General features: G+C 66.3%; 1 pseudogene. It reads right to left on the reverse strand.

Going from position 1 to position 680, the window contains the following annotated elements:
* Positions 1-680, reverse strand: a pseudogene (locus A5698_RS08575) (dihydrodipicolinate reductase); the annotation flags it as partial.

Consider the following 680-nt stretch of genomic DNA (forward strand, 5'->3'; position numbering starts at 1 on the left):
GTCCCCGCCTCGATAGTGCCGAACGCCACCTCGATGTCGCGGTCCGTGACGCGGCGGTCGAGGGTGCCGCGGACCTCCTCGACCTCCACGCCGAGACCGGCGGCCATCAGATGAATCGGTGCCCGCCAAGCCATTTCGATGAACCCAGGCGTCTTCAGCAGCGGTTCGAAATCCAGGGGACGACCAAAGCCCATGCCGTTCATCATCACGTCGGCCACCGGGTAGTGATCGTTGAGCGCGACCTCGGTGACGGTCAGACGCTGGATCCGCTTCGACTGCGTGGCGAGCACCAGCGGTAGGTAGTCGGCGACGAAGCCCGGCTCGATCCCCGAGGCGTACAACGAGACCTGGCCCTCCTTGGCGGCCGCGGACAACTGGTCGCGCCACTCGACCGGTTCGTAGGCGTGGGGGTTGACCAGGCGGGTGGTGCTGGTGGTCACCACGTTTATCCCTGCGCTGAGCAGCCTCACATAGTCCGGGACGGCCAGCGCATCACGTTCCGGCCCGCTGGCCGAATAGATGACACAATCGGGTTTGAGCCCGATCAGCGCATCCGCATCGGTGGTGGCGGCCACCCCGATCGGCTGCCCGTTGGCGAGTTCACCCGCGTCCTTGCCGTCCTTCTCGGGGGAGTGCACCCACACCCCGACCAGTTCGAGGTCGGGTCTCTGTGAGATCGC

Origin of the sequence: Mycobacterium sp. E136 (genome assembly GCF_001666865.1) — a bacterium.
Classification (GTDB): domain Bacteria; phylum Actinomycetota; class Actinomycetes; order Mycobacteriales; family Mycobacteriaceae; genus Mycobacterium.